Raw genomic sequence first — 20230 nt, 5'->3', positions numbered from 1 at the left:
TTTTTGAAGTGTGATAGTAAACAAAAAGAGTGAAGAATATATCTTAGAAGTACGAAGTTAAATGTGAAGAGTGGAAAAAAATTACCGGTTGTTGGTTATGAGTTTTGGATGGTAAAGATCCGGATATTACGCTAAGCCTATCATCCGGGGGATAAAAAGCATAAGACAAAACTCTGAACTAAGAACTCTATACCACTTACTTTTTAAAATTGGCTATCTTCGCAGATATGCTTTCAAAAAAGACGAAATACGGTATTAAAGCTCTTGCGTTTATTGCGAAACAACCAGGGAAAATACCTGTACAGGCTTCAGAAATTGCCCGAAGCGAAAATATTTCCCAGAAATTTCTGGAGAGTATTTTGCTGGAATTGAGAAAATCCGGCTTTCTGGGGTCTAAAAAAGGAAAAGGGGGAGGATATTATTTAATTAAGGAACCGGAAGAAATAAGGATGACCGCGATAATCAGGGTATTGGAAGGGCCAATATCCATGGTGCCTTGTGTAAGCCTTAATTACTATGAGAAGTGTGAGGATTGCGAGAGTGAAGAAACCTGCTCGGTTCATGCGTTGATGATACAGGTGAGGGACAGTACTTTAAAAGTGTTGGGTGATAATACTCTTGCCGATTTAGTTATAGAGGAAGAGTGATTGAGAATTTAATGTTAAAAACCATAAATTAAGTTGTAAATTATTGGTGTTATGGAATATGAAGTTTACTTTTGTTTAATAACCTACTAACCCGATAGGGTAATGGATTAATAAGAATGGCTATGCTTATGTTACTGGACAAGTCGAAAGGGAAAAAGAGCTACAAAAAGGATAAAACATCAGAAAGACCTCTGCGCAGTATAGCAAAGACTATAAGCTGGAGAATAGTAGGAACGATGGATACTATTGCAATTTCCTGGATTTTAACGGGAGAGATTGAAACGGCACTTGCCATAGGTTCGGTTGAACTGGTAACAAAAATGATACTTTATTTTGGGCACGAGCGGCTTTGGAATATGATAAATTTTGGAAAGGAATAATTATGAAAAGGTATAGCGAAAAAGAATTGAAAGTATTGAATCAGCAGTTGAAAGGAATTACCCCTGCTGAAATTGTACAGTGGGTAATATCCAATGCTGAAAAGCCCGTGGTAACCACCAATTTCCGGCCTTATGAAGCTGCTATCCTGCATGCCTGTGTAAAAATAGATTCGGCTATAAAAGTAATCTGGTGTGATACCGGTTATAATACGCCGCAAACATATAAGCATGCGAAAAAAGTGATAGATCTTTTACAATTAAATGTAAAGTTGTATACTCCCCAACAAACAGCCGCATACCGGGATGCTCTTTTTGGAGGTATTCCTCAGGTGGATAATCCACAGCACGAAGAATTTACCAGGCAGGTAAAACTGGAGCCTTTCCTGAGAGCAATGAAACAGCAGCAACCCGACGTGTGGTTTACGAACCTAAGGAAGGGACAAACTTCCTTCAGGGATAGTATAGATGTTTTAAGTTATAGTAAAGACGGGGTCTTGAAGGTTAGTCCTTTTTATCACTGGAGTGATGAAAAGCTTGATGCCTACATGGAAGAACATGGCCTGCCAAATGAATTTAAATATTTTGACCCAACAAAAGTATTAGCCAACAGAGAGTGTGGTTTACACGCTTAAAAAGAAATATAGATGAACTCGATTTTAAATCAAAATACCTTAGAAAGCGAAGCTATTTACATCTTTAGAGAGGTGGTGGCGCAGTTTGAAAACCCGGTGTTGCTCTTTTCCGGCGGAAAAGATTCCATCACGCTGGTGCGGCTGGCTCAAAAGGCATTTTATCCAGCAAAAATTCCTTTTCCGTTACTTCATATCGATACCGGCCATAACTTTCCGGAAACTATAGAATTCAGGGACAGGCTAGTGGAGGAGCTGGGACTTCAGCTTATTGTAAGAAAGGTTCAGGACGATATAGATAATGGAAAGGCAGTAGAGGAAACAGGCAAATACTCCAGCCGCAATTCCCTTCAGACTAATACCCTTTTAGATGCCATTGAAGAATTTAAATTTGATGCCTGTATTGGCGGGGCAAGAAGGGATGAAGAAAAAGCAAGAGCCAAAGAAAGAATATTTTCAGTAAGAAATGATTTTGGCGAATGGGATGAGAAAAATCAGCGCCCTGAGGTTTTTGATATGCTGAATGGAAGGATTGAAATTGGTCAAAATGTAAGGGTGTTTCCAATTTCAAACTGGACAGAGCTGGATGTGTGGAGTTATATTGATCAGGAAAAAATAGAGATTCCGTCTATTTATTTTGCACATGAAAGGGAGATTTTTGAACGTGATGGTCTTATATGGACGGCTTCAGAATATGTCTATAAAGAAGATGACGAGTTAACTGAAACCCGTAGTGTGAGATTTAGAACCGTTGGGGATATTACCTGTACGGCGGCGGTGGAATCCAGAGCTGATACCATACAGAAGATAATTGCAGAAATAAGGGAATCTTCAATTTCTGAACGCGGGGCAAGAATAGACGATAAGCGTTCTGAAGCGGCAATGGAAACCCGAAAGCAACAAGGATACTTCTAAAAGGTGAAAATTCAACCTTTGTTAATTAATACAGCTTTTAGAGATAAAAAATAAGAAATAAAGAATAAGAAGATGGAAGTTTTAAAAATTGCAACAGCCGGTAGCGTAGACGATGGTAAAAGCACTCTTATCGGGAGGTTGCTGTACGATACCCAATCGTTGACTTCAGATAAAATTGAAGCTATCGATAAGAGCAGTCGTAAGAAAGGTCTTGATTATCTTGATTTTTCATTGGCTACTGACGGTTTGGTGGCAGAACGCGAACAGGGAATTACTATAGATGTGGCGCATATCTATTTTTCTACCAAGAAAAAAAGTTACATCATTGCCGATACTCCCGGCCACGTTGAGTATACCCGAAATATGGTTACAGGCGCTTCCACTTCTCAGGCTTCCATTATTTTAATCGATGCCAGAAAAGGAGTAATTGAGCAAACCTACCGTCACTTTTTCATTAACAACCTGCTTCGCGTTAAAGAAGTGGTTGTGGCGGTAAATAAAATGGATTTGGTAAATTATTCTGAAGATGTTTTTAATGAGATTGTTGCCGATTTTAAGGAGCTTCAGGAGAAAAGCGACTTTAAGGAACAAAAAATTACCTTTATTCCGGTAAGTGCATTATGGGGAGAAAATATTGCTGAAAAATCTACTGCAATGTCCTGGTATAATGGAGATACCGTGCTGGAACACCTGGAAAATATTAAGGCTGAAGATTTTAGGGAAGAAGCACAGGCAAGGTTTGCAGTACAAACTGTAATAAGACCAAAAACCGATGATCACCACGATTTTAGAGGTTATGCCGGGAAAGTGACCGGGAACAGTCTTAAAGTGGGAGATAAAGTCACCGTACTTCCATCCTTAACGGTTTCAACCATAAAAGAAATTTTCTTTTTTGAGCAACAATTTCAGGAAGCTCCGGCAGGAAGTTCGGTTACCATTACCCTGGAAGATGATATTAATGTGGCACGTGGAAATACTTTGGTAAAATCTTCTGAAGTACCTCAGGAAGCAAAGTTATTGAATGCCACCGTTTGCTGGATGGATGGAAAACCATTGGTGCCTGGCACAAAATATGTGCTTCAGCATAATACAAACGGGGTACTGGCGAAAATTGACAAAATTCAAGGTCATATTTCCACCAATTTCGGCGGAATAAGTGAAGCTTCCTCGCTTGGTTTAAATGAAATAGGGCAGGTTTCTATTAAGCTTAGCAAACCGATTTTTGCTGATAATTTTGAAAAAAACAAGGCAAATGGCAGGTTTATCCTGGTAGACACACAAACCAATACTACTGCCGGAGTTGGCTTTATAAAGTAAGAAAAGAAGAGAAATGAGTTTTATTATGAAATCATTATCAATGTCCATGTGTATGCGCTGCAAAGCCAGCACTTAAGAACATATTTATAAAAAAAATTATAAAAGGTTCTTTTAAGTGCAAATGCTAAAAAGAACCTTTTTTATTAAACGCCTGTTTTACAGGCATCAAATTAAATACATATTAACCATGCAAAGTTTTAGAACCGAAATAGAGAATCCTGTTGTTGAGAAAGACATCATTGATTTAGAGAAAAAAATCAGGTTGTTTCGTGAAGGAAAAGCCGATGAAGAGAAATTCAGGAGTCTGCGTCTTGCCCGTGGGGTTTACGGCCAAAGGCAGGCGGGCGTGCAAATGGTTCGTATAAAACTGCCGTTTGGTAAAGTTTCTTCTGAACAACTACACAGAATTGCAGATGTTTCCGATGAATATTCCAGAGGAAGACTGCACATTACCACCCGTCAGGATATCCAGATTCACTATGTGAGTCTGGACCGCACACCGGAATTATGGGCGCAGCTGGAAAGGGACGATATTACTTTAAGGGAGGCCTGTGGGAACACCGTAAGGAATATTACTGCTTCTCCAACAGCAGGTATTGATCCAAAGGAACCGTTTGATGTTTCCCCTTATGCTCACGCGGCGTTCCAATTTTTTCTGCGGAATCCGATTTGCCAGGAAATGGGACGTAAATTTAAAATGTCCTTCTCTTCTTCAGATGAAGATACTGCACTGAGTTATATTCATGATCTTGGATTTATCCCTAAACTTCAGGATGGCAAACGAGGATTTAAAGTGATGCTGGGTGGTGGCCTTGGTTCTCAGCCAAGAGAAGCCGATGAGCTTTATGACTTTATTGAAGCAGATAAAATTCTTTCTCTTATTGAGGGAGTACTAAGGGTTTTTGATCGTCACGGGGAACGAGCCAAAAGAATGAAAGCCAGGATGAAGTATCTTGTTAAAGATATTGGTAAAGATGCCTTTATGGAACTGGTTGCCGAGCAGGAAACTGCTTTATCTAAAAAGCAGCCTGGGTTCGAAATTGAAAAATTTGAAGCTGCACCGCCTTTACAGGAGGTAGAAGTGCCTGAAGTAACTATTGAAGACCAGGAACATTTCAAAAACTGGAAAAAAACTAACCTGGTTCCACAGAAGCAGGAAGGATTGGTTGCGGTTGGAATTCGTGTTCCATTAGGAGATTTTTATACCGGGGGCGCAAGAAAGCTGGCCGATTTAATAAAGAAATATGCAGGGAATGAGATCCGGTTAACTTTAAGACAGGATATCCTGGTTCGCCACGTACGTGAAGAACTAATTCCTTTTTTCTATACTGAATTGAAAAAACTGGGTTATGCTGAAACCGGTTATGATAAAACGATTGATATTACCGCATGTCCCGGAACAGATACCTGTAATCTTGGAATTGCCAGCAGTACAGGAATTGCCGATGTTCTGGAAGATGTATTGAAAGAAGAATATCCGCAGTTTGTAAACGGAAGGGATATTACAATAAAAATAAGTGGATGTATGAATGCCTGTGGCCAGCACAATATGGCTGAAATTGGTTTTCAGGGAATGTCTGTAAAAGTTGGTAAATCTGTGGCTCCCGCATTGCAGGTGTTGCTTGGCGGCGGGACACTGGGTGACGGAAAAGGACGTTTTGCCGATAAGGTAATAAAAGTTCCCAGTAAGCGCGGCCCCGAAGCGTTCAGATTAATTCTTAATGATTATGAGGCAAATTCTGAAGCAGAGGAGAGATTTACGCAGTATTATGACCGGCAGGGGAAAACTTATTTCTATGATCTTTTAAAAGATCTTGCCGATACTTCCAATCTCTCAGAAAATGATTTTATCGACTGGGGCCATGAGAAACCCTATATAAAAGCAGTTGGTGTTGGGGAATGTGCCGGTGTGGTTATAGATTTGATTGCTACTCTTTTGTTCGAAAGTGAGGAAAAAATAGATAATGCAAAAAGTGCACTGCAGAGAAAAGACTGGGCAGACAGCATTTACCATTCTTACACTTCTATAGTAAACTCCGCTAAAGCTTTATTGCTGGCAGATGATGTGAAGACCAATATACAGGCGGGAATTATTTCTCAATTTGATGAGTTGTTTGTGGACACCGGAAAAATCGATTTATCCACTTCATTTAAAGAATTCGCTTATCAAATGAATGAAAATGAGCCTTCAGAGGCTTTCGCTATAAAATATCTTGAAGATGCGCATTTATTCCTAAAAAGGGTAGATGCATTTAGAACGAAGGAGGTGCAACATGCTTAATTTACCAAAATTAACAGTAGTAGGTGCAGGTCCGGGAGATCCCGAGCTAATTACTATTAAAGCCGTAAATACATTAAAATCTGCTCAGGTGGTACTTTATGATGCGCTTATAAATCGTGAATTGCTGGAATACGCCCCGCAGGCAGAGCATATTTTTGTGGGCAAACGCAAAGATAAACACCGCTATTCCCAGGATGAAATAAATGAGCTTATTGTGGAATATGCTTCGGAAAGAGGCCATGTGGTTCGGCTTAAAGGTGGTGATCCTTTTGTCTTCGGAAGAGGTTCAGAAGAAATCAATTACGCTAAAAGTAAAGGTATTGACACGGGAATTGTGTCAGGAATCACTTCCTCTATCGCCGTGCCGGCAAATGTGGGAATTCCGCTAACGCAAAGAGGTACTTCGGAAAGTTTCTGGGTAATTACCGGAACTACCACCCAGCGTAAACTGTCTGATGATGTTAGATTGGCGGCGCAATCAACTGCTACGGTTGTTATATTAATGGGAATGGGTAAGCTGAATGAAATTGTTGAAATTTTCAGTCGCTGTGGGAAAGAAGATATTCCCGTTGGAGTGATTCAGAATGGAACTACAGTGAATGAGAAATCTGGTTTTGGAACCATAAAAACAATTGAAAAAATAGTTGCCGAAAAACAGTTAACCGCTCCTGCTATTATAGTAATTGGCGAAGTGGTAAAAGAAAGAAATGAATTAAAGGCAGTTTTTGAACAGGTAAATAGCCTTCCGCAGGATTAAGGAATATTGAGAATAGGAAGTGCTTAAGATTATTAAGGTCTAGCTGAACTTGTTTAAGCTTCTCAAAAGATCCTGAAACAAGTTCAGGATGAAGGATGATAGGTCACGCTGAACGGAGTCGGGACATCAGTTTAAAACACCTGCTGAAATGAAAGAGAATTAAGTGTAATGGAAGAAAGAAATGAATTATATCCTGTATTTCTAAAGGTCAACAAGCTGAATATTCTGGTTGTTGGCGGCGGGAATGTGGGTCATGAAAAACTGCATTTTTTGTTCAAATCCAGTCCTAATGCTAACGTGGAAGTTGTGGCGAAGAAGTTTTTGCCGGAAACGGAGGAGTTAGCAAAAAAACACGGTGCAAAATTGACTAAAGGCCGGTATAAGAAGAAATATTTAAAGAAAAAGCACTTCGTAATTGCCGCCACTAACTTTTCACAACTGAACAAGCGTGTTCACAGAGATGCCAAAAAGCGTTACCTGTTGGCAAATATTGCCGATACTCCGGAGTTGTGTGATTTCTATATGGGTGGAATTGTAAATAAAGGGCATGTGAAAATTGCCATTTCCACCAATGGAAAATCCCCCACCACGGCAAAAAGATTACGCCAGTTTTTTGAGGAGGTGATTCCTGAAAATGTTAATCAAATGGTGGAAAATTTAAATGAATACCGCAAATCCATTAAAGGTGATTTTGAAGCCAAAGTGGACCAGATGAATAGTATAACCGAATCCTTAACAGTAAAGAAAGAGAAAAATGATTAAAACAGATATCCTGATAATTGGAGCAGGACCAACCGGATTGTTTACCGTTTTTGAAGCGGGATTGTTAAAGTTAAAAACACACCTGATAGATGCTTTGCCACAACCGGGCGGGCAGTGTTCAGAAATTTACCCAAAGAAACCCATTTATGATATTCCGGCGTTTCCGGAAATTCTTGCGGGAGATTTGGTGGGCAATCTTATGGAGCAGATAAAACCTTTTGAACCTGGATTCACTTTAGGAGAACGTGCCGAAACTTTAGAGAAACAGGAAGATGGCACCTTTATAGTGACTACAAACAAAGGTACTCAACATCATGCTCCTGTAGTAGCGATTGCGGGAGGTTTAGGGTCTTTTGAACCGAGAAAACCCCCTATTAAGAATATTGAAGATTATGAAGATAAAGGGATTTCTTACTTCATTAAAGATCCTGAAGTTTTTCGACATAAAAGAGTAGTAATTGCCGGAGGTGGAGATTCTGCATTGGATTGGGCAATTTATTTAGCCGATGTTGCTGCGGAAGTAGCCCTGGTACATAGAAGACAGGAATTCCGCGGGGCGCTGGACTCTGTTGAGAGAGTTTCTGAACTTGCTAAACTTGGCAAGATTGAAATGATCACTAATGCTGAAGTTGTTGGACTTCGCGGGGAAGATAAACTGGAACAGGTGGTAATTCGCCATAAAGATGAAGCCAGGGGAGAAGAAATAAGAGAGGTGGATGATTTTATTCCCTTGTTCGGACTGTCTCCTAAACTTGGGCCTATAGGTAACTGGGGCTTTGAAATAGAGAAGAATGCTATTAAAGTGGATAATTCTTACGATTATCAAACCAACATTCCCGGGGTTTATGCTATTGGCGATGTAAACACCTACAAAGGAAAGTTGAAACTAATCCTTTCCGGTTTCCACGAAGCGGCTATCATGTGCCAGAGTGCTTACCAGAAAATCTATCCGGATAAAAAATATGTCCTTAAATATACCACCGTTGGAGGTGTGGAAGGATTTGATGGCAGCAAAAAAGAAGCTAAAAAAGAAGTGGTGCAAAGTATTGAGTAAGTAACCATACCAGTCAACGGCCACCCCTCCTCATAAAAAGGAGGGGAGCTGAAAAGTCTAATCTGGGATAGTCATTTTGAAAATCTGTTGGTTCGAGCGCAGTCGAGAACTTTTACATTACCTATTATAAAAGTACCTCTCGATTACGCTGGAGGTGACGCTTTTCCTAAGAAAAAGCTGCATCTTTCCTTTTTTATCGGCAAGGTGGCACTTCAGCAAAGTGGCGGAAGAGTGAATTATTCTTTTTTACAATTATATGGCTCCAGCCGTGCTGGTTTATTTTTCTACCTTTGCTCAAATGCTCAAAATTTCCAATAAAATGAAAGTATTCCTCACACGATTAAATGATGCATACCATTTTGAAACAAAAAATGAACGCGGAGACGTAGTCCATTTAGATAATAAATCAGAAGAAAGTCCGCAGGGGTCCAGTCCTATGGATCTTATTTTAAGGGGAATTGCGGGTTGCAGCAGTATAGATGTGGTGATGATATTAAAGAAACAGCATCTGGAACTGGAGGACCTTCAGGTAGAAGTGGAAGGATTTCGGGAAGATGGTGCTATTCCTAATGTTTTCAAAAAGATTCATCTTAATTTTATTCTGAAGGGGGATGTGCCCGATGCTAAAGCCATGCGGGCGGTGGCATTGTCTATGGAAAAATATTGTTCCGTGGCAAAAATGTTGGAAAAGGCTGCTGAAATCACCTATGAAGTTAACCTTAACGGCAAACTTTTGTAATTAAAGTAATAGTTATGGGGAAGGAGTTGCGGAATGAATCTGCTAACTCCTTTTTCCTTTAACTATAGACCTGATTCATTTATTAACTTTTTCATTAAATCTCTTGCAATTTCGGGGCTTAACCCTATATTTGCTGGTATAAGTTCATTAAATAACACCGTTATCAAGAAAGGTTGAGGGAATAGACCCGGTGAAACCTTAGCAACCCTCCTGTAATGGGAGAAGGTGCTACCTTCTACTTTAGATTTTTTTCTGAAGATAGATAACAAAAGAATACTTCTTCTCTTCTTTTTTGATAATGATTCAGAATACAAAACATGTCGAAAATAGAAGAATTACTTTCTCAAAAAATACTGGTTTTAGACGGCGCCATGGGTACCATGCTTCAGGAATATAAATTTTCTGAAGAAGATTTTCGTGGGGAACGTTTTAAAGACTGGCCGGTGCCATTGCAGGGAAACAACGATTTGTTATCCATTACCCAACCGGAAGCTATCGCTGCCATTCACCGCAAGTATTTTCTTGCCGGTGCTGATATTGTGGAAACCAACACCTTCTCCGGAACTACTATTGCCATGGCTGATTATAAGATGGAAGAGCTGGTTTATGAGCTTAATTTCGAGTCGGCCAAAATTGCTAAATCCGTAGCTGAAGAACTTACTGCTGAAAATCCTGATAAACCCCGTTTTGTGGCCGGCGCTATGGGGCCTACCAACAAGACTGCCAGCATGTCCCCAGATGTAAATGATCCCGGCTTTCGGGCAATTTCCTTTGAAGAGCTTAAAGTTGCTTACCAGCAACAGGCACGTGCATTAATTGAAGGTGGTGTGGATGTTTTGCTGGTGGAAACAGTTTTTGATACGCTTAATGCCAAGGCCGCTTTGTTCGCCATAGATGAACTGAAGGAAGAATTAAATGTTGATGTGCCTATAATGGTAAGCGGTACGATAACCGATGCTTCCGGAAGGACATTATCGGGGCAGACTGCGGAAGCTTTTTTAATTTCTGTCTCTCATATTCCGTTGCTTAGTATCGGATTTAACTGTGCTTTGGGCGCCAAACAGCTTACGCCGCACCTTGAAGTCTTAAATCGTTATGCAAAATTCGGCGTTTCGGCTTATCCTAATGCAGGTCTGCCCAATGCATTTGGTGAGTACGATCAGGACGATCAGGAAATGGCATCACAAATTAAAGAATATATGGAAAAAGGCCTCGTGAATATTATTGGCGGATGCTGTGGAACAACACCGGCTCATATTACAGCTATAGCTAATATGGCTAAAAACTATCAGCCCAGGCCGCTTGTAACCCATCTTCAACCGGAAAGCATTTAAGGACGATGTTAGAAGAAATAAATTCAGACGAAATAAAAAGGAAAGATTCCTCGGGTTTGGAAAATCCTGGTGAGGCGGTACGGCCTTTAAAACTATCGGGACTGGAGCCACTTGTAATTACTCCCAACAGCAATTTTGTAAATGTTGGGGAACGCACCAATGTTGCCGGTTCTAAAAAATTCCTTCGGCTTATAAAGGAAGAAAAATTTGATGAGGCGCTGGAAGTGGCACGGGATCAGGTAGATGGTGGCGCGCAGATTATTGATGTTAACATGGACGATGGTCTTATTGAAGGCAAAGAAGCCATGGTCAAATTTCTGAACCTGGTGGTGGCCGAGCCGGATATTGCCCGGGTTCCTATTATGATAGACAGCTCAAAATGGGAAATTATCGAGGCCGGCCTTCAGGTGGTGCAGGGTAAATGTGTGGTGAATTCCATCAGTTTAAAAGAAGGAGAGGAAGAATTTCTTTCACACGCCCGAAAAATCAGGAGATATGGCGCCGCCGTAATTGTAATGGCTTTTGATGAAGTTGGACAGGCCGATAATTATGAACGCCGGGTGGAAATTGCCAAACGTTCTTATGATCTGCTGGTAAATAAAGTAAAATTTCCTCCTGAAGATATCATTTTCGACCTTAATATTTTTCCTGTGGGAACGGGAATGGACGAGCATAAGCGAAATGCCATAGATTTTATTGAGGGCACGCGCTGGGTAAAGGAGAATCTTCCGCACTGTAGTGTGAGCGGCGGGGTGAGCAATGTTTCATTTTCTTTCCGCGGAAATAATCCTGTGCGTGAAGCCATGCATTCGGTTTTTCTTTATCATGCCATTAAGGCCGGGATGAATATGGGAATTGTGAATCCGGCGCTTTTGGATGTGTACGATAATATCCCGAAGGATTTACTGGAGCATGTGGAAGATGTGATTTTGGACAGAAGAGAGGACGCGACCGAACGCCTGCTATCTTTTGCTGAAAATGTGGTAGGCACAAAACGTGAGAATAAAGTAGATCTTTCCTGGAGGGAAAATCCGCTGCAGGACAGAATTACTCATGCGTTGGTGAAAGGGATTGACGCTTATATTATAGAAGATATTGAAGCTGCCCGTTTGGAAGCCGATAAACCAATTGAGGTGATTGAAGGAAACCTGATGATTGGGATGAATGTGGTTGGAGATCTCTTCGGAAGCGGAAAAATGTTCCTGCCGCAGGTGGTAAAGTCGGCGAGGGTAATGAAAAAAGCTGTGGCCTATTTACTTCCTTATATTGAAGCCGATAAATCCAATAAAAGGCAGTCGGCTGGAAAGGTGTTAATGGCAACTGTGAAAGGAGATGTACACGATATTGGTAAAAACATAGTAAGCGTGGTGCTGGGTTGTAATAATTATGAAATTATCGATTTGGGAGTAATGGTCCCTCCTGAGAAAATTATTGAAACCGCCAAAGCTGAAAATGTGGACGCCATAGGTTTAAGCGGATTAATTACACCGTCGCTGGACGAAATGGTTTTTCTGGCCAAAGAGATGCAGCGACAAAATTTTGAAGTTCCGTTGTTAATTGGCGGCGCTACTACTTCCAAAGCGCATACGGCGGTAAAGATAGACCCGCAGTATCACCATGCGGTGGCACATGTGAATGATGCTTCCCGTGCAGTTACGGTAGTAGGTGATTTGCTGAAAGAAACTACCCGCGAAAAATATAAAAGTGACCTGAAAGCGGAATATGACAAATTTCGGGCAAACTTTAAAAAGAGGAGCAAAGTCAAAAGTTTTCTGAATATTTCCCAGGCCCGCCGGAATAAGTATAAAATAGATTGGCAAAAAACTTCAATTTGTAAACCGCATAAACCCGGCGTACAGATACTTGAAGAATTCGACCTGAAGAAACTGGAAAAATATATTGACTGGTCACCGTTTTTCAGAAGCTGGGATTTGCATGGCCGTTATCCCAATATTTTGAAGGATGAAAAAGTGGGAGAGCAGGCGCAAATCCTTTTTGACGATGCCCAGGTTTTACTGAAAAGGATTCTGGATAATAAACTGCTGAAAGCGAAGGCGATATTTGGCATTTTTGAAGCCAATTCTGTTAACGACGATGATATTGAAGTCCGTTATAAGGAAGGTTCCGAAGAAAAGACAAAACTTTTCAGAACGTTAAGACAGCAACTAAAGAAGCATGGAGAAAAGCCAAATTTCGCCCTGGCAGATTTTATTGCGCCAAAGGAAACTGGAATTCAGGATTATCTGGGATTTTTCTGTGTAAGTACCGGCTTCGGGACCCAGGAGTTGGCTTCAGAATTTGAAAAAAATCATGACGATTATAACTCAATTATGATCAAGGCCCTTGCTGATCGTTTAGCGGAAGCTTTTGCAGAATATCTTCATAAGCAGGTTCGTACTGAGGACTGGGGTTATGCTCCGGATGAAAATCTTTCTAATGAAGAATTGATCAAAGAAACGTACAAAGGGATTCGGCCCGCACCGGGTTATCCTGCCTGTCCGGACCATCTGGAGAAACTGAATATTTGGGAACTGTTGAAAGTGGAGGAGAAAATCGGGGTAAAACTAACCGAAAGCCTGGCAATGTGGCCGGCAGCGAGTGTTAGTGGTTATTATTTTGCCAATCCCGAGGCCAGGTATTTCGGATTGGGAAAAATTAAAGAAGACCAGGTAAAGGATTTTGCTGAAAGAAAAGGCATCAGTTTAAAAAAGGCCGAAAAATGGCTCAATCCTAATATTGCTGATTGAGTTAAAGATTGAGACCTCACAGGTTTTTAAAACCCGTGAGGTCTTCCAAAAATAAGTTTGGCAACGTCAAGCTGAATTTATTTCAGCTTCTCAAAGATTCTGAAACAAGTTAAGAATGACGGGCTTGAAAATTAGAAAATAATCGCGTTAGGCCCGGAAGAAAATTTGGTTAGACCTGCAAGGTTTTTAAAACCTTGTAGGTCTTGAAAGAAATATTGCTGTGAGGAAGTGGAGATTGAAAATTAATAGATGAAATAATCGCGTTAGGGATTGCAGCGGCATCCTTTTTTACTGTACGCAGCGCAGCGGAGTACAGTGAAAAAGATAAAGCGGAAAGCCCGGGCCTGTAAGGCAACGCCAAAAAAATAAAAGATTTTAGATTTACATGAAAGTTACAGAACACATTAAAAAAGCGAATGGTAAAACTTTGTTTTCCTTCGAGATAATTCCGCCAAAAAAGGGAAAAAATATTCAGGAATTATATGATAATATAGATCCTTTAATGGAGTTTAAACCACCTTTTATTGATGTGACCACTTCGCGTGAAGAATATGTTTATGTGGAAAGGGAAGGGCTGCTAGACCGGCAAATTACGCGTATGCGGCCTGGAACGGTTGGAATTTGTGCGGCCATAAAACATAAATATAATGTAGATACTGTGCCACATGTGCTTTGTGGCGGTTTTACCAAACAGGAAACAGAATATTTGCTGGTTGATTGTCATTACCTTGGAATCGAAAATGTAATGGCGTTGAGGGGGGATGCCATGAGCCATCAAAAATATTTTGAACCTTCGGAAGGTGGTAATAATTATGCCTGCGAACTGGTGGAGCAAATTCAGAACCTTAATAATGGCAAATATCTGCACGATGTTATTGAAGCCGACCATAAATCTGATTTTTGCATAGGAGTGGCCGGATATCCCGAAAAACACCTGGAAGCGCCATCATTAAATTCAGATATGAGGCGGCTAAAGGAAAAAGTGGATAAAGGCGCCGACTATATTGTGACCCAGATGTTTTTTGATAATTCCAAATTTTTCAAATTTGTGGAAGATGCCAAAAAAGCAGGCATTAACGTACCAATTATTCCGGGGATTAAACCAATTGCTACTAAACGGCATCTGCAGTTGCTGCCCCAGGTGTTTAGAATAGATCTTCCCGAGGAATTGATTTTAGAAGTGGAAAAATGCGATACCAATGCTGAGGTAAGACAGGTGGGAGTTGACTGGTGCATTACCCAATCTAAAGAATTGATGGATGCTGGTGTGCCGGTGCTGCATTATTATTCCATGGGGAAAAGTTCCAATATTCAAAAAATAGCCAACGCAATTTTTTAGAAGCTTTGATTAAGAACCTTTTGCCTAAATAGTTTAGCTTTGCGGGCATGAGTAGATTTGCCCCGTACCTGCTTATTTTATGTTGTGGATTTTTGAGTGCCCAGGAGAAGGATCCGGAGATGTATTCTCTTGAAGCCAGCTATTTCTATGGCAGCATTATACAACACAGCCCCGATATTGCCCATTTAATAACGGGCCATCCTACGGGCTTAATTGTGAGTTTTCAGAAAAAAACTTTTGGATATAAGGCATGGGAACGCCGTTATAATTATCCCGACGTTGGCTATTCCTTTACTTATCAGAATTTAAAAAATGAACATTTAGGGCAGAATTACGGACTTTATGCACACCTGAATTTCTATTTTTTAAAGCGGAATCTTATGCTGCGGGTAGGACAGGGACTGGCCTATGCCTCCAATCCTTATGATGCAGATGAGAATTACCAGAATAACGCCTACGGTTCCCGTATTTTAAGCTCCACTTATTTGATGGGGAATTATCGCAAGGAGAATCTTTTTAATGGCTTCGGAATCCAGGCCGGTGTGTCGCTTTTGCATTATTCCAACGCCGACTTTAAATCGCCCAATTCCAGCACGAATACTTTTGCTTTTAATATTGGGATGAATTATACACTGGATTATGAAGAGATTCCGGCTTATATTCCGAAGCAAGAGGGAGATATAAATTATACCGAACCAGTTCATTTTAATTTCGCTTTAAGAGGGGGCATAAACACTATGGGGGTGATAGGATCAGAACATTATCCGTTTTTTACCGCTGCCGTTTTTGCCGATAAAATTTTAAACCGTAAAAGTACGCTGCAGGCCGGTGCCGAATTTTTCTATTCCAAAGCCCTGAAGGAATATATTTATTACCAGTCGGTTGCTTTTCCTGCAGGGCATACCACGGGTAACGAAGATTCTAACCGGGTAGGGATTTTTGTGGGGCATCAGCTTAGTTTTAATAAACTTTCGGTGATCACCCAGTTAGGCTATTATGTTTATTACCCATACACCGAATATGTAAGCCAGTTATATAACAGGATTGGATTGGGTCGAAAAATTACTGAAGACTGGTGGGTCTCGGCTACGGTACGATCCCATGGCGCCAATGCGGAAGCTGTGGAATTCTCTTTAGGATACAGGTTATGAAAAAATTGCTGTACATATTATTGCTGAGCCTGAGTTTTACAGGTTGTTCTCCTGAAGAAGCGGCAACCTGCTTTAACAGTGCAGGAGATATTGTTAAAGATGAAGTAGAAGTAGCTGTTTTTGATGAAATTATAGTGTATGAAAGGGTGAAATTATTTATTCAGCAGGGGCCGGAGCAAAAAGTGGTGATAGAAACCGGGGAGAATTTAAGGAATGAGGTTTCGGTAGATGTGGAGAATGGAAGACTGAATATTAGGAACAACAATTCCTGCAACCTCTTTCGGGATTATGAAATCACAAAAGTTTATGTGACCGTTCCTGACCTTACCTGGTTGCAGAACAGCAGCGGCAGCACTGTTGAGAGTATTGGCGTGCTGAAATTTGAAAATTTGTGGCTGCGTTCATTCAATCAGGAGGAAGATCCTGATATTCTTACAGTGGGAGATTTTAAGCTGAATCTTGATGTGGAAAACCTAAGGATTACCAATGATCAATATTCAAACTATTTTCTTTCGGGGAAAGTAGAAAATATAAATGCATTTTTCGCAGCGGGCGACGGCAGGCTGGAAGCCGAAAATTTAATCGTTCAGCATTATGATATTTTTCACCGCGGCACCAATAAAATGATCCTGAATCCGCAGCAATCAATTATTGGTGAAATAAGGAGTTTTGGAGATGTGATTTGCGTAAACCGACCGTCTGTGGTAAATGTGGAAGAGTTTTATAAAGGTAAACTGATTTTTCCCCCAACCCCCGAAGGGGGCTTCTAGTATTAGGTCACCTCGAGCGGAGTCGAGAGGTTCTTTTTCAGGATGATAATAAAATTCAGAACCGCGCTTTTAGATTGAAAAATTTCACTTGTGAAATTTTTTCTACGTAACTCCCCCTTCGGGGGCTGGGGGGATTGAGGGATTAGTCAATTCAGCAAATAAACTTTCCAGGTTCTTTGTTTTCCGGTTTAGTTGAAGCGTTTTTAATCCGTTATCATGCGCGAAATCAAAAACAGCAGGCCGCATGTCTTTTTCAGTATTAAAAGTCAGTTCATACATAAAACCGCCGGTGTTTTTTACCTTAATTATATGAGGAATGCTTTGTAAAGCCACTTCTTCAATTCGGTAATCAAATTCCACCGTTATAATTTGCTCATTTTCATCCCGGAGTTCAGCTATTTTCTTGTCGGCCACCACTTTTCCGTGGTCAATAATAATCACCCTTTCACAAATAGCCTCCACTTCCTGCATAATATGAGTAGAAAGAAAAATGGTTTTGTCTTTCCCGATATTCCGGATGAGATTGCGGATTTCCACGAGCTGATTTGGATCCAGTCCGGTAGTGGGTTCATCTAAAATAAGAACTTCCGGGTCGTGAAGCAAAGCTGAAGCCAGGCCCACGCGCTGCCGGTAACCTTTAGAAAGCTGCTCAATTTTCTTGTTTGCTTCGGGAGTAAGGCGGGTAAGTTCAATTACCTCCTCAATTCTGTTTTTGTCTATATTATAGATGTTAGCATTAAAAGCAAGATATTCCCTGACGTACATTTCAGGATAAAGCGGATTATGTTCCGGTAAATAGCCTGTTCCTTTCTGAATTTTATGAATATCCTCGTTTAGCGGGATTCCGTTTACGGCAGCTTTCCCTTCCGAAGCAGGCAAATATCCGGTAAGGATTTTCATCAAAGTAGATTTTCCCGCTCCATTGGGGCCTAAAAAACCAACAATTTCACCGCGGGCTATAGAAAATGAAACCTTATCCAGGGCTTTCTGTTCTCCGTAATATTTAGAAATTCCTTCTACTGAAATGGACATTTTGCTCTTTTTCCCAAAAATAAGTATTTATTAGTTCGTTTTTAAGCAGAAGAGGATTACATTTTACTATTCAGTCTTTAAATGATTCGGAAAAAATTATAGGTGATAAAGATTAATTTTAGGAATTTTTTTGCAATATGTGATTCCGGAAAAGGATTTGGTAAAAAGCGTAAAAAACAGAAGAAAACAAGGTTTTATTCTGAAATTAAATATTATTTTAGCCCTGTAACAATGAAACAATGAGCAATTTAATTACCTGGAACGCATTCTATTATTTTTATTTCTTTACCAGAGATAGGATCGGGAATGCTATGTAATTAAATAAGCTGAAAATTATATAAAGTCCCGATCTAAAATCGGGACTTTTTTTTTAGATCAGTTTTAAATGAATAAGAAAATAGCAATTCAGGGAATCCAGGGTTCCTTTCATCATCTGGTGGCCCAGCAATATTATCACGAAAATGTGGAGGTGCTGGAATGTATGTCCTTTAGAGAGTTAATTGCTGCGTTGGTTTCAGGGGAGGCAGATGAAGCGGTGATGGCTATAGAAAATTCTATCGCCGGCTCTATTTTACCGAATTACGCAATGGTAGATGAGAATAATGTAAAGGTAATCGGCGAGCATTACATTCCTATTGATATGAACCTGATGGCTTTGCCGGGGCAGAGCATTGAGAAGATTAAAAAAGTGTTTTCTCATCCTATGGCTTTGTTACAATGTAAAGATTTCTTTAAAAAATATCCGCATATAAAACTGATCGAGGATGCTGATACTGCGGAAGTGGCTAAAAGAATTCATGAGCAGCAACTAAAACACGTTGGAGCCGTGGCCAGCAAAGCGGCAGCCGATATTTTTGAATTGGAAACTTTAGCTGAAAGCATCCATACTAAAAAGAATAATGCCACCAGGTTCCTTTTGCTTAGTATGAAAAAGAAGGAGCCAAATGGAGAAAAGATAGACAAGGCATCTTTAAAATTTGAACTGGAAAGCAAACGCGGTAGTCTGGTTTCGGTATTGAATATTATCAGGGATTTTAACCTGGATATGACCAAGATTCAGAGTATGCCAATTATTGAAACACCCTGGCGGTACTCATTTTTTATAGATGTGATTTTTGAAGAATACGAAGAATTTCAGAAAGCGATGGAAATTCTAAAAGTAATGACAGAGCAGTTAAAAATTTTTGGGACTTATAAAAACAGTTTGTAATGGTACTACAGGCAAGAAGATTAGACAATGTGCAGGAATATTATTTTTCCGGCAAATTACGCGAGGTGCGGGCGCTTGAAGCCGCTGGGAAACCCATTATTAATTTGGGAATCGGCAGTCCAGATCTGGCACCGCCACAGCAGGTAATTTCGAAATTGAATGAAGCCCTGTCAAACCCGGGCGCGCATCAATATCAGCCGTATAAGGGTACAGCGGAATTCCGGAATGCCATTAGAGATTTTTATAAAAACCACTATTCCGTAGCATTAAATGCTGAAACTGAAATTCTGCCTTTAATGGGAAGCAAGGAGGGGATTACCCATATTTCCATGGCCTTTTTAAATGAAGGGGACCAGGTTTTAATTCCCAATCCCGGATATCCAACTTATTCTTCGGTTACAAATTTAGTTGAAGCCGAAGCAGTTTATTATGAACTGAATGCTGAAGGCGGCTGGCTTCCGGATTTAAAAAAGCTTGCCGAAAAAGACCTGAGCAAGGTGAAATTAATGTGGGTGAATTATCCTCATATGCCTACCGGAGCTTCCGCAAATGATGAATTTTTTGCTGAACTTATTGCTTTTGCCAAAAAACATGAGATTCTTATTGTAAATGATAATCCTTACAGTTTTATTCTGAATGATAATCCGCAAAGTATCTTGAAAACTGAAGGAGTCAAAGAAGTGGTGCTGGAGCTGAATTCCCTTAGCAAAAGTTTTAATATGGCCGGCTGGCGGATTGGTATGGTGTGCGGGAGCGAAAGCAATATCGATACCATCCTGAAGGTGAAAACCAATATGGACAGCGGGATGTTTTTTCCTTTACAGGCAGGGGCCGCTGAAGCCTTAAGATTGGACAAAAAATGGTTTGCTGATCAAAACAAGATTTATAAAAGCAGGAAAGATAAAGTACTTGAACTTGCTGCGGCATTAAATTGTGTGCCCGAAAAAGACCAGCAGGGAATGTTTATCTGGGCAAGAGTACCGGAAGGAAAAACTTCGGAAGGATTTGTGGACGAGCTATTGCATACCTATGATATGTTTACCGCACCCGGATTTATTTTCGGGAGCCAGGGAGAAGGCTACATCAGGTTTTCGCTTTGTACTTCGGAAGAAAATATAGCAGAAGCTGTTAAACGCGTAAAGAAATCCGCATGATGCCGGACGCAA

At 40.4% G+C, this 20230-nt stretch carries 18 protein-coding genes and 1 riboswitch; of the genes, 17 read left to right on the top strand and 1 reads right to left on the bottom strand.

Features of this window, described 5'->3' with window-relative positions:
* The first annotated feature begins 227 nt into the window (after positions 1-227).
* The 15 genes from RM539_RS10885 (at position 228) to RM539_RS10815 (ending at position 16822) form a co-directional block, all read left to right on the top strand.
* Positions 228-647, top strand: coding sequence for an RrF2 family transcriptional regulator (locus RM539_RS10885; RefSeq protein ID WP_311503427.1), 420 nt, complete (start codon positions 228-230; stop codon positions 645-647).
* 122 nt (positions 648-769) lie between these two features.
* Positions 770-1027 carry a DUF2061 domain-containing protein gene (locus RM539_RS10880; protein WP_311503426.1) on the top strand — a complete coding sequence of 86 codons (258 nt, stop codon included), beginning with the start codon at positions 770-772 and terminating at the stop codon, positions 1025-1027.
* Between the two features lie 2 nt (positions 1028-1029).
* Entirely contained in the window at positions 1030-1659 is a 630-nt protein-coding gene (locus RM539_RS10875) for a phosphoadenosine phosphosulfate reductase domain-containing protein (RefSeq protein WP_311503425.1), read from the top strand.
* Positions 1660-1671: 12 nt separating this feature from the next.
* Positions 1672-2571, top strand: a complete 900-nt coding sequence (gene cysD / locus RM539_RS10870) for a sulfate adenylyltransferase subunit CysD (protein ID WP_311503424.1) — start codon at positions 1672-1674, stop codon at positions 2569-2571.
* 72 nt (positions 2572-2643) lie between these two features.
* Positions 2644-3888 (top strand): sulfate adenylyltransferase subunit 1, encoded by a 1245-nt coding sequence (locus tag RM539_RS10865; RefSeq protein ID WP_311503423.1) that lies wholly within the window; start codon positions 2644-2646, stop codon positions 3886-3888.
* A 187-nt stretch (positions 3889-4075) separates the two neighbouring features.
* Positions 4076-6169 (top strand): HEPN domain-containing protein, encoded by a 2094-nt coding sequence (locus RM539_RS10860; RefSeq protein WP_311503422.1) that lies wholly within the window; start codon positions 4076-4078, stop codon positions 6167-6169.
* Positions 6162-6926: a uroporphyrinogen-III C-methyltransferase gene (gene cobA / locus RM539_RS10855; protein ID WP_311503421.1), complete on the top strand. Its 765-nt coding sequence runs from the start codon at positions 6162-6164 to the stop codon at positions 6924-6926. The genes RM539_RS10860 and cobA overlap by 8 nt, the downstream gene beginning before the upstream one ends.
* 168 nt (positions 6927-7094) lie before the next feature.
* Positions 7095-7688 carry a precorrin-2 dehydrogenase/sirohydrochlorin ferrochelatase family protein gene (locus RM539_RS10850; protein ID WP_311503420.1) on the top strand — a complete coding sequence of 198 codons (594 nt, stop codon included), beginning with the start codon at positions 7095-7097 and terminating at the stop codon, positions 7686-7688.
* Positions 7681-8742 carry an NAD(P)/FAD-dependent oxidoreductase gene (locus tag RM539_RS10845; protein WP_311503419.1) on the top strand — a complete coding sequence of 354 codons (1062 nt, stop codon included), beginning with the start codon at positions 7681-7683 and terminating at the stop codon, positions 8740-8742. Before RM539_RS10850 ends, RM539_RS10845 begins: the two co-directional genes overlap by 8 nt.
* Before the next feature lie 319 nt (positions 8743-9061).
* Positions 9062-9481, top strand: a complete 420-nt coding sequence (locus tag RM539_RS10840) for an OsmC family protein (protein WP_311503418.1) — start codon at positions 9062-9064, stop codon at positions 9479-9481.
* A gap of 157 nt (positions 9482-9638) precedes the next feature.
* Positions 9639-9750, top strand: a riboswitch (SAM riboswitch).
* Between the two features lie 48 nt (positions 9751-9798).
* Positions 9799-10815: a homocysteine S-methyltransferase family protein gene (locus RM539_RS10835; RefSeq protein WP_311503417.1), complete on the top strand. Its 1017-nt coding sequence runs from the start codon at positions 9799-9801 to the stop codon at positions 10813-10815.
* A 5-nt stretch (positions 10816-10820) separates the two neighbouring features.
* Positions 10821-13562 carry a methionine synthase gene (gene metH, locus RM539_RS10830; protein ID WP_311503416.1) on the top strand — a complete coding sequence of 914 codons (2742 nt, stop codon included), beginning with the start codon at positions 10821-10823 and terminating at the stop codon, positions 13560-13562.
* A gap of 385 nt (positions 13563-13947) precedes the next feature.
* Positions 13948-14901 carry a methylenetetrahydrofolate reductase [NAD(P)H] gene (gene metF / locus RM539_RS10825; protein WP_311503415.1) on the top strand — a complete coding sequence of 318 codons (954 nt, stop codon included), beginning with the start codon at positions 13948-13950 and terminating at the stop codon, positions 14899-14901.
* A gap of 47 nt (positions 14902-14948) precedes the next feature.
* A complete protein-coding gene (locus RM539_RS10820; RefSeq protein WP_311503414.1) occupies positions 14949-16052 on the top strand; it encodes an acyloxyacyl hydrolase in 1104 nt (367 codons plus the stop codon).
* Complete coding sequence (locus tag RM539_RS10815; RefSeq protein ID WP_311503413.1) at positions 16049-16822, top strand: head GIN domain-containing protein; 774 nt, start codon at positions 16049-16051, stop codon at positions 16820-16822. Before RM539_RS10820 ends, RM539_RS10815 begins: the two co-directional genes overlap by 4 nt.
* Positions 16823-16924: 102 nt before the next feature.
* Here RM539_RS10815 and gldA read toward each other — a convergent pair whose 3' ends face one another.
* Positions 16925-17854, bottom strand: a complete 930-nt coding sequence (gldA, locus tag RM539_RS10810) for a gliding motility-associated ABC transporter ATP-binding subunit GldA (protein ID WP_311503412.1) — start codon at positions 17852-17854, stop codon at positions 16925-16927.
* A gap of 385 nt (positions 17855-18239) precedes the next feature.
* Between gldA and RM539_RS10805 the strand changes: the two genes are divergently transcribed.
* Both RM539_RS10805 and RM539_RS10800 read left to right on the top strand, forming a co-directional pair.
* Positions 18240-19064, top strand: coding sequence for a prephenate dehydratase (locus RM539_RS10805; RefSeq protein ID WP_311503411.1), 825 nt, complete (start codon positions 18240-18242; stop codon positions 19062-19064).
* Positions 19064-20218 carry a pyridoxal phosphate-dependent aminotransferase gene (locus RM539_RS10800; protein ID WP_311503410.1) on the top strand — a complete coding sequence of 385 codons (1155 nt, stop codon included), beginning with the start codon at positions 19064-19066 and terminating at the stop codon, positions 20216-20218. The genes RM539_RS10805 and RM539_RS10800 overlap by 1 nt, the downstream gene beginning before the upstream one ends.
* The last annotated feature ends 12 nt before the right edge of the window (positions 20219-20230 follow it).

Origin of the sequence: Autumnicola musiva, from assembly GCF_031846585.1 — a bacterium.
In the GTDB taxonomy this organism is placed as follows: Bacteria; Bacteroidota; Bacteroidia; order Flavobacteriales; family Flavobacteriaceae; genus Autumnicola; species Autumnicola musiva.
Note: the sequence above shows the minus strand (reverse complement) of the source record. Positions and strands in the feature narration are given on the sequence as shown.

Coding starts and splice junctions, on each gene's coding strand:
- RM539_RS10840 (WP_311503418.1), top strand. CDS start 9,062: ATGAAAGTATTCCTCACACGATTAAATGATGCATACCATTTTGAAACA.
- cysD (WP_311503424.1), top strand. CDS start 1,672: ATGAACTCGATTTTAAATCAAAATACCTTAGAAAGCGAAGCTATTTAC.
- RM539_RS10805 (WP_311503411.1), top strand. CDS start 18,240: ATGAATAAGAAAATAGCAATTCAGGGAATCCAGGGTTCCTTTCATCAT.
- cobA (WP_311503421.1), top strand. CDS start 6,162: ATGCTTAATTTACCAAAATTAACAGTAGTAGGTGCAGGTCCGGGAGAT.
- gldA (WP_311503412.1), bottom strand. CDS start 17,854: ATGTCCATTTCAGTAGAAGGAATTTCTAAATATTACGGAGAACAGAAA.
- RM539_RS10850 (WP_311503420.1), top strand. CDS start 7,095: ATGGAAGAAAGAAATGAATTATATCCTGTATTTCTAAAGGTCAACAAG.
- RM539_RS10835 (WP_311503417.1), top strand. CDS start 9,799: ATGTCGAAAATAGAAGAATTACTTTCTCAAAAAATACTGGTTTTAGAC.
- RM539_RS10820 (WP_311503414.1), top strand. CDS start 14,949: ATGAGTAGATTTGCCCCGTACCTGCTTATTTTATGTTGTGGATTTTTG.
- RM539_RS10800 (WP_311503410.1), top strand. CDS start 19,064: ATGGTACTACAGGCAAGAAGATTAGACAATGTGCAGGAATATTATTTT.
- RM539_RS10880 (WP_311503426.1), top strand. CDS start 770: ATGCTTATGTTACTGGACAAGTCGAAAGGGAAAAAGAGCTACAAAAAG.
- RM539_RS10860 (WP_311503422.1), top strand. CDS start 4,076: ATGCAAAGTTTTAGAACCGAAATAGAGAATCCTGTTGTTGAGAAAGAC.
- RM539_RS10865 (WP_311503423.1), top strand. CDS start 2,644: ATGGAAGTTTTAAAAATTGCAACAGCCGGTAGCGTAGACGATGGTAAA.
- RM539_RS10845 (WP_311503419.1), top strand. CDS start 7,681: ATGATTAAAACAGATATCCTGATAATTGGAGCAGGACCAACCGGATTG.
- RM539_RS10815 (WP_311503413.1), top strand. CDS start 16,049: ATGAAAAAATTGCTGTACATATTATTGCTGAGCCTGAGTTTTACAGGT.
- metF (WP_311503415.1), top strand. CDS start 13,948: ATGAAAGTTACAGAACACATTAAAAAAGCGAATGGTAAAACTTTGTTT.
- RM539_RS10885 (WP_311503427.1), top strand. CDS start 228: ATGCTTTCAAAAAAGACGAAATACGGTATTAAAGCTCTTGCGTTTATT.
- metH (WP_311503416.1), top strand. CDS start 10,821: ATGTTAGAAGAAATAAATTCAGACGAAATAAAAAGGAAAGATTCCTCG.
- RM539_RS10875 (WP_311503425.1), top strand. CDS start 1,030: ATGAAAAGGTATAGCGAAAAAGAATTGAAAGTATTGAATCAGCAGTTG.